At 42.1% G+C, this 7,824-nt stretch carries 9 protein-coding genes; 3 read left to right on the top strand and 6 right to left on the bottom strand.

Annotation, left to right across the window (positions count from 1 at the left end):
• Positions 1-5 precede the first annotated feature (5 nt).
• Positions 6-1,198 (bottom strand): IS3 family transposase gene (locus tag AC5YCD_RS06975; RefSeq protein WP_496128783.1). Its coding sequence is split into 2 segments (ribosomal slippage): positions 6-919 and positions 919-1,198, totalling 1,194 coding nucleotides; the frame shifts between segments, so codons are not numbered across the junction.
• A gap of 133 nt (positions 1,199-1,331) precedes the next feature.
• Here AC5YCD_RS06975 and AC5YCD_RS06970 point away from each other — a divergent pair.
• Positions 1,332-1,787, top strand: coding sequence for a DIP1984 family protein (locus AC5YCD_RS06970; RefSeq protein ID WP_496129344.1), 456 nt, complete (start codon positions 1,332-1,334; stop codon positions 1,785-1,787).
• 279 nt (positions 1,788-2,066) lie between these two features.
• On the opposite strand, the gene AC5YCD_RS06965 is transcribed toward AC5YCD_RS06970, so the two are convergent.
• Together AC5YCD_RS06965 and AC5YCD_RS06960 are read right to left on the bottom strand one after the other, a co-directional pair.
• Positions 2,067-2,690, bottom strand: coding sequence for a LysE family translocator (locus AC5YCD_RS06965; RefSeq protein WP_496129343.1), 624 nt, complete (start codon positions 2,688-2,690; stop codon positions 2,067-2,069).
• Between the two features lie 182 nt (positions 2,691-2,872).
• Entirely contained in the window at positions 2,873-3,049 is a 177-nt protein-coding gene (locus AC5YCD_RS06960) for an NF038215 family lipoprotein (RefSeq protein ID WP_496129342.1), read from the bottom strand.
• 92 nt (positions 3,050-3,141) lie between these two features.
• Here AC5YCD_RS06960 and AC5YCD_RS06955 point away from each other — a divergent pair, with 92 nt between their 5' ends.
• Complete coding sequence (locus AC5YCD_RS06955) at positions 3,142-4,005, top strand: 1-aminocyclopropane-1-carboxylate deaminase/D-cysteine desulfhydrase (protein ID WP_496129341.1); 864 nt, start codon at positions 3,142-3,144, stop codon at positions 4,003-4,005.
• 58 nt (positions 4,006-4,063) lie between these two features.
• Positions 4,064-5,263, top strand: coding sequence for a BaiN/RdsA family NAD(P)/FAD-dependent oxidoreductase (locus AC5YCD_RS06950; protein ID WP_496129340.1), 1,200 nt, complete (start codon positions 4,064-4,066; stop codon positions 5,261-5,263).
• A 21-nt stretch (positions 5,264-5,284) separates the two neighbouring features.
• On the opposite strand, the gene AC5YCD_RS06945 is transcribed toward AC5YCD_RS06950, so the two are convergent.
• From AC5YCD_RS06945 to AC5YCD_RS06935, 3 genes are all read right to left on the bottom strand, one after another.
• Positions 5,285-5,479 carry a hypothetical protein gene (locus AC5YCD_RS06945; RefSeq protein ID WP_496129339.1) on the bottom strand — a complete coding sequence of 65 codons (195 nt, stop codon included), beginning with the start codon at positions 5,477-5,479 and terminating at the stop codon, positions 5,285-5,287.
• Positions 5,480-5,533: 54 nt separating this feature from the next.
• Positions 5,534-7,276, bottom strand: a complete 1,743-nt coding sequence (locus AC5YCD_RS06940) for a mechanosensitive ion channel (RefSeq protein WP_496129338.1) — start codon at positions 7,274-7,276, stop codon at positions 5,534-5,536.
• Between the two features lie 186 nt (positions 7,277-7,462).
• Positions 7,463-7,723 (bottom strand): hypothetical protein, encoded by a 261-nt coding sequence (locus AC5YCD_RS06935; RefSeq protein WP_496129337.1) that lies wholly within the window; start codon positions 7,721-7,723, stop codon positions 7,463-7,465.
• Positions 7,724-7,824 lie beyond the last annotated feature (101 nt).

Genomic DNA, 7,824 nt, shown 5'->3' with positions numbered 1-7,824 from the left:
TGATCCTAGACAGTATCGTGGACAACAAATCCCTCTAAATTCTTAAAATATTTCTGTTCAAAGGCTTCTGGGCTTAACCAGCCGTTTGCGGAATGCCTTCTGACCCGATTGTAATAAATCTCAATATAGTCAAACAAGACTGTATTCGCTTCTTTTCGAGTGGCAAACACACTGCCATGGACCACATGACCTTTCAATGTATGAAAGAAGCTTTCGGTCACTGCATTATCCCAACAGTTTCCCCTGCGTGACATACTTTGAACGCAGTTATTCGTCAATAATAGCGCCCTAAAATCACGACTACAGTACTGTGAGCCTTGGTCCGAATGCACCATGACACCCATTGGATACCCCTGACGAGCCATTGCATAATGAAACGCATCACACACCAATTGACGGTCTATTCGATGGCTGGTTTGCCAGCCGACAATACGACGGCTGAATAGATCCAGCATCACACATAAATACAGCCAACCTTGCTTAGTACGGATATAGGTAATATCCGTTGTCCAGATCTTATTGGGTTCATTGACCGTAAATTGACGATCCAACAAGTTAGGCGCTGTAGGCAAACGATGGTTTGAATCAGTCGTATGCTTGTATTTACGTGCAATCCTGCTACGTAAACCAAGCTTTTTAAGCATTCTTCCAACGGTTCGTTCGCTCATGCTGTAACCTAAATCATGCATGTCATGTACCAATGAAGGTGCACCCAATCGTGCATGATGCTGCCAATATACGGCTTTTAAATCATTATATTTCTGCGCTGGATTGGTCTGGCGTTTTCGCCAGGCATAATAGCCTGAAGTGCTGACACCCAGGCATTGACAGGCAGAAGATACAGTGACTTCATTCACATCCAGATCTTGAATTACCGTGTACTTTTCTTGGCATGATCTGTCAGAAAGTACACATGCGCTTTTTTAAAGATGTCATTGGCTTCCCTGAGCTGTTTGACTTCTTTCTCTAATTCTAAGATCCGCTGTTGTTCTGGTGAAAGTTGACGTTTGCTTGAACCCACTGGATTGGCTTCACGAATCCATTTGTCTAAAGTTGAATAACCCACACCTAATTTCTGGGCGATTGCAGCTATAGGTTCGTGGGAGTTTGAAAGTGCATAATCAATCGCTTGCTGTTTAAATTCAGGACTTGAGCAGCATTGCTGCGCAAGATAGCCATTTCTTGAATCTCCAAAGATTAAAGTTACGTTATCTTTAGAGGGACGTGCTGTCCATTATTTTGGCTAGGATCAGCTCTAAAGCACGTCACTTTTAAGGCTACATCTGCCTTATGCAGATGAAGCTGCTTATCTATTTTTATTGAGACCTATCATGAAACTCGCTGAAGCCTTATTACTTCGAAGTGATCTACAAACTAAACTGGTATCCTTACAACAACGGATTAATAGCAATGTGGTAGTACAAGAAGGTGATCAACCCAGTGAAGACCCGACTGCATTATTGGCAGAAGCATTTGAAGTCAATACCGAGCTGCATCGGCTGATTCAACGTATTCATCAAACCAATGCACAAGCACAAACTATCAATGGCAATGCTTTACTTGGCGTACTCAATCAACGGGATTTGCTCACTCAGCAACATCGTATCGTGCAACAAGCTATCGAGCATACTCGTCGTGATCATGCGCGTTATAGCTCAAGTGAAATCCGCTGGCTAAAAACAGTCTCGGTACAGCAACTGCAACAACAGGCTGATGACATCAGCAAACAATTACGTTTAAATAATCTCGAAATTCAAGCATCCAATTGGCAAATTGAGCTACTCTAGGTTATAACTGCTTCAGGATATATTGAGCGAGTACAAGGCCTTTGGTTTGTAAGGCTTTAATCCAACAAACACTAGCGAGAAGCAAGGCGTCTGCTTCGCCCATTTACTCATTAGGCGCAGCACTATGCATCTTTTACCGCTGACTTTTTACTATGTACTACCATGTACTGGCAATATATCCGCCTCATTCTGCCACTTGATTGTTGTATGCGAGATGCTTAGCAAATATTCATTGCAAAAAAATCCTCTACAAATAGAGGATTTTTTTATAGAACATGCTTATTTCATCCCAAATAATAATTTTAAACCTAATACCGTCATCACCACACCTGCGCCACGGTCAAACAGAGCCTTAAAACGTAAATAAACACGGCGTGGTTTATCTGCCGAAAGTGCAACTGCCACCAAAGAACACCACCCTGCATCAATAAAGAAACATAAGATCGGTAATACGACATAGTAATAACTTGGGATTTCTTTAGGTAAAAGTGCAGTAAAAATACTGGCTAAAATAATCGCTATTTTAGGATTACTCATTTGGGTAATTAAGCCTGAAACATAAGCACGGCGGTAGCTCATCACCGTTGCCCCATCCGCCACGCTTTGCACAGGCTCTTTGGCATGTTTAATAATTTTATAGGCCAGCCAAAGTAAATATAAGCCACCACAAATTTTCAGCCCTAAATAAGCCGCTGGCACTGCCAATAACAATGCTTGCAAACCCAATACCGCCAACAAAGCAAAAATGGCTGCGCCTGTGCCTGTGCCTAAAGCGGTAAATAAGCCATGTTTACGTGAAATCGCAATCGAGTTTTTTGCCACATAAATAAAGGTCGGCCCAGGGCTCATTGCACCTAACAGCAATGCCAACGCAATTGAGCCTAAAATCACCAGCGATTCCATAGCGATTCCTATATTTAAGGGAAAAAGAAAGCGCAATTTTACGCTGCTTGGCCATTTTTTACTGCTCTTTTTTTATGATCCAAGCAAAAATCTTCAGCACTTGGGCTAGATCTGGCCAATTCTCTGACTTGAATAAACAAGATGCCCATGTTGGGCATCTTGTTATGACAAAACCTTGCCACTTATTCAGCCAAGCTTTGCTGTGTAGGTGTAGATGGAGGCAATAGTTTATAATCATGATCATGTACTGGTACACCACCAATGATCATTGTCCGTGGTTTATTCATGTGATCGGTGGTGTCACACGCTGCAAGCCAAGTGACACCTAAACTGACGATAAGGAGTGCAATGCGACGCATATCCGTATCCTCCTGTATTTTTATTATGACTGTAGCATAGCAGTATTTGTATATTTTATCAGCAGCATTATAAGTATGGAACGCGCCGATTTATGTTTGAGCATATAGCCCAAAATATTCCCACCCAACATATTGAGCATCTAGGCGTTCAGCTTCATATTAAGCGCTTAGATTTGGTCCATCCGCACATCTCAGGCAATAAGTTTTTTAAGCTCAAATACAATTTAAAAACAGCCTTAGAACAAGGTTATACACAAGTCTTAAGCTTTGGTGGCGCCTATTCGAATCATATCGCGGCAACTGCTTTTGCTGCACATGCTTTAGGTTTAAGCAGCATTGGGATTATTCGTGGACTTGAACTGAAAGATCAACCACTTAACCCGACCTTAAGCACGGCGCAAGCTTTTGGCATGCAGCTTGTGTTTATCTCGCGTGAAGATTATCGCGCTAAAGATCAACCTGATTTTTTAAATATGCTCAAGGCCAAATATCCACAGGCGTATATCATTCCTGAAGGTGGCACCAATCAGCTGGCTATACAGGGCTGTAAAGAAATCTTAAGCAAGCATGAGCAAGATATTGACCTCCTTTGCTGTGCGGTAGGTACCGGTGGCACTATCGCCGGCTTAATTGAAGCCAGCGTAGCCCAGCAACAGATTTTAGGTTTTTCTGCCTTAAAAGGTGATTTTTTACAGCATGATGTCGCCGATATGACCACAAAAAGTAATTGGTCGATTACGGATGAATTTTGTTTTGGTGGCTATGCCAAAACTACGCCTGAACTGTTCAAATTTATCAAAGACTTTGAAGCCCAATATCAGATTCCTTTAGAACAGATTTATACTGGCAAAATGTTCTATGGCCTCTTTAAAATGATTGAACGCGGTGAGCTTGAACCGCAGCAGAAAATTTTAGTCATTCATAGTGGTGGCTTACAAGGACGTAACATTGCCTGAAAAGCGCTTAGAAATTGGCTATAATGCCCGGCTGATTGATTGCTGTTGGTAAATTGCCGTGTCTCCCTCTATGTTTGATGTAATTGTAATTGGTGCTGGTGCATCAGGCTTAATGTTGGCAGCCATGGCAGCCGCACGTGGTCGTCGGGTTTTGGTATTAGAAAAAGCCAATAAAGTGGGTAAAAAAATTCTCATGTCGGGCGGTGGTAAATGTAACTTTACCAATTTATATGTTGAGCCTGAAAATTACGTGTCACATAACCCGCATTTTGTCATTTCGGCGCTCAGTCGTTATAGCAACTGGGACTTTATTGGCATGGTCTGCGACTACGGAATCGAATACGAAGAGCGTAAACACGGACAATTATTTACCTTAAATGGCGCCAAAGATATTTTGGCCATGTTGTTAAAAGAATGTGATAAAACTGGCTTAGTGACCATTAAAACCAGTGCTGAAGTCAAAGAGGTCAGCACGGTCGATGGTCAAGGGTTTCAACTGGCCACAACTTTAGGCTTTTTCGAAGCTGAGTCAGTGGTAGTCGCGAGCGGTGGTTTATCTATCCCGACCTTAGGCGGTTCTGGGTTCGGCTATGAAATTGCCAAACAATTTGGCCATCACGTTTATCCAACCCGTGCTGGTTTAGTGCCATTTACTTTCTCAGATGGCTTTAAAGAAGTCACCACACGCCTAAGTGGTAATGCGGTAGAAGCCACTTTATCTAACCCATTAAATAGCTTTACCGAGGCTTTATTGTTTACCCATCGCGGTTTAAGTGGTCCAAGTTCTTTGCAATTATCAAATTACTGGCAAGTGGGTCAAAGCTTTAAAATTGACTTTTTACCAAGCCTCGACTTATCAGATTTCTTCAAAATCAAAAAAACCAGCCAACCTAAAGTGCTATTACGCACTTTACTAAGTGAACATTTACCCAAGAGTGTGGTGTTGGAGCTACAAAATCTTATTTGGCTTGAACATGCCGATAGTGCGATTGGTAATTTAAGCGATGATAAACTTGAATCGATTGCTGCGCAGTTGCATGGCTTTGAAGTCAAACCCTCTGGCACAGAAGGTTATCGAACAGCAGAAGTCACTTTAGGTGGTGTAGATACCACAGAAGTGTCATCTAAAACCATGGAAAGTAAAAAACAAAAAGGCTTGTATTTTATTGGTGAAGTGTTAGATGTCTCAGGGCATTTGGGCGGTTATAACTTCCAATGGGCTTGGGCATCAGCGCATGCTGCTGCCCAATATGTATAAGCTGTTGCTTGAGCTAGGCGACTAAAGTTCTCCGGTCGCCTGCTTGGGTGAGTCGTCTTGTGCCTCAGGCTGCCGTTCTACAGGTGGCGCCTTTAAATGAGCTTGCTTAGGCTTGTTACCACCAAAGACCAACTGATAACCGGCAACCAAAAAACCAATGGTCACCCCTGCGATGACCGCCGGTGCAAAACGATGATTGGGTTTTCTACGTGACATTTTGGCATCCTTAAATTTTGTACCAATGGGCATCAGCCCATTGGTGTCATTTCTTTAGTTCTTATCTTCAGGTTTAAGGTCTGTATTATTTTCTGCTTCGCCAGTTGAACCATATGGATTGTTCAATGGTTTTTGCTCTGGATCAACCACTAAACTATCTGGCACAGCAACATCCTGATCTGGATTCGTGCTTGGTTTTTTATCAGTCACCACTTCTACAGGGGCGATAATAGGTCCATCTGCATTCATTGTGGTACTTTTAAAATCAGATGATGGTGCTTGTGGTTTCATAATATCCTGATCTTTCACTGGCTCAGGATTTGGTTCATTGGCTTCACGTTTGGCTTTATCCATTAAATCAGTTAACAAACGTTCTGCAGGATTACGTCCACCTAAACCAAAGGCTAAGGCAAAGGCCACAGCTACTGCGCCAAGGGTTAAACCAAAGGCCAAATTCACAATCGAATCTGCAATGCCCATGGCACGTAAACCCATTGCCAGTACCAAGCCCATAATTAACACACGGACTAGATTGGCTAACCAACGTGAACTCTTATATTCACCGCGCTGTACCACATTGGCAACAATGTTAGCTAACCAGAAACCAATCACTAGGATGACAGCACCGAGTAAGATATTGGCACCAAAGTAAATGAACATGGCAATCAAATCACTGATTTGATCAAAGCCTAAACGGTTAGCTGCTTCAGATACGGCAAACAGCATGGTAAACAGCACAATCAAGTAACCAACAACGCAAGAGACTTTAGTTTCGCCTAAAAAACGCTGTGCACCAACTTTGGCAGGAATATTGTCTACCCCTGTACCTGCTAAAACTTCAACCACCAGTTTGGCCACAAAACGTGACACCACATACGCTACAATCAGGATTAAACCTGCAGCAATAATATGTGGAATGGCATTCATAATTTCATGCAACATGGCGGTGGCAGGTTGTGAAATTGCTTCTACACCTAGTGCTTCAAATGCCACAATTAAGGCCGTAATCATCACCACCGCAAAGAGGAACGAACCTAGTAAGCGCGGTAAATTAGAGCCTTTAAATAAACCAATTTTTTCTGCTTGCTGCTGTACATTGAGACTATTGCCTAAACCTTCGACAATACCACGTACAATTTTGGCCAAAATATAACCCGCAAAAACAATAATGCCGGCAATAAATAGATTAGGTAAAAAGCCAACCGCTTGATTCACCATATTTTGTACAGGATATAACAGACCATTTAAGCCTAAAATAGACAGTACAATTGGCAAGAACAGCAACAAAATTAACCAGTACACAATTTCACTGATATTTTGGCTAATTGGACTTACCCCAACTTCAGCGCTGAGTTTTTCATCTAAATTTGTACGGTTGAGTAATTTTTGCAGACCTACTTTCGCTACATTGGCTACTAACCAACCAATAAAACCAACAGCAACGGCTGCTAACAACTGCGGCACAAAGAGTAAGAATTGCTGCACCATGCTACTAAATGGACCACTCACACTATTGAGATTCAAGGCATTGAGTGCTCCAATCACCGCAATAATCATCACGATCCAAAACACAATTCGTGACACGATGTTTTCAATATTAGAGCGGTGCCCAGTCGCATTAGAAAGTCTTTGATTGGTACCAAGTTTTTGCAGTAGCTTTTTAATCCCAGCCGCCACCACCAAGGCAATAATCCAACCAACAATTAAAATGGCAATCGCGGCGAGAATAGGATGAAATTGCTCCCAATAATACATGGCATTTAAGCCACCTCGACTGCGCTCAAAATAATCATTCATATTGTTATCCTTTATTTTTGGTTTGTTTATCGGGTTTTGGCCCTACGTTTATCTCTGTATTACCTTAAGTTTTGTCTATTTTTTATTCAATGATTAATGTTAAAACTACAACAAAAACCCACAATCAGCCAGTAAAAAAGCCCTAGTGGATGAAGACTAGAGCTTTTTTAAAATTCACATTCTCACCTAACGATCAGTCGCAGTAGCAGTATCGGTTGCGGTCGCAGTACTTGTGCTGCTATTGGTAACACCTGCAGGCTGAGCTGTTGGATTTGGATGACCGGGAGGCGCCTCACTTGGCTTTGGTTTGACATCTGCCGTCATATAGAAAATCAGTGCCGCAAGAAATACCCCAACAATAATTAAGATATAAATGGGCAAACGCTTTTTTTGTTGGGCGTCTGACGCGCTGGTGGCATGATGCGACTTATTTGGATCGTGTTGCATGTTGCTCTCACCTTGATTGTTTGTTTTTTATACTAACAAGTCTAAGTGTTGCATTGTGTGAAGAAGCATAGCAGGATGGTGAACGAATAATCGCTCACACT

Source organism: Acinetobacter sp. CY05 (assembly GCF_059515805.1).
The sequence above is the reverse complement of the archived record's forward strand: the minus strand, read 5'-3'. Positions and strand labels throughout refer to the sequence as shown.

Bases quoted from the DNA above. Each gene is read 5' to 3' on its own strand.
- AC5YCD_RS06940 (WP_496129338.1), bottom strand. From the start codon at position 7,276: ATGAATGATTATTTTGAGCGCAGTCGAGGTGGCTTAAATGCCATGTAT.
- AC5YCD_RS06960 (WP_496129342.1), bottom strand. From the start codon at position 3,049: ATGCGTCGCATTGCACTCCTTATCGTCAGTTTAGGTGTCACTTGGCTT.
- AC5YCD_RS06955 (WP_496129341.1), top strand. From the start codon at position 3,142: ATGTTTGAGCATATAGCCCAAAATATTCCCACCCAACATATTGAGCAT.
- AC5YCD_RS06945 (WP_496129339.1), bottom strand. From the start codon at position 5,479: ATGTCACGTAGAAAACCCAATCATCGTTTTGCACCGGCGGTCATCGCA.
- AC5YCD_RS06935 (WP_496129337.1), bottom strand. From the start codon at position 7,723: ATGCAACACGATCCAAATAAGTCGCATCATGCCACCAGCGCGTCAGAC.
- AC5YCD_RS06965 (WP_496129343.1), bottom strand. From the start codon at position 2,690: ATGGAATCGCTGGTGATTTTAGGCTCAATTGCGTTGGCATTGCTGTTA.
- AC5YCD_RS06970 (WP_496129344.1), top strand. From the start codon at position 1,332: ATGAAACTCGCTGAAGCCTTATTACTTCGAAGTGATCTACAAACTAAA.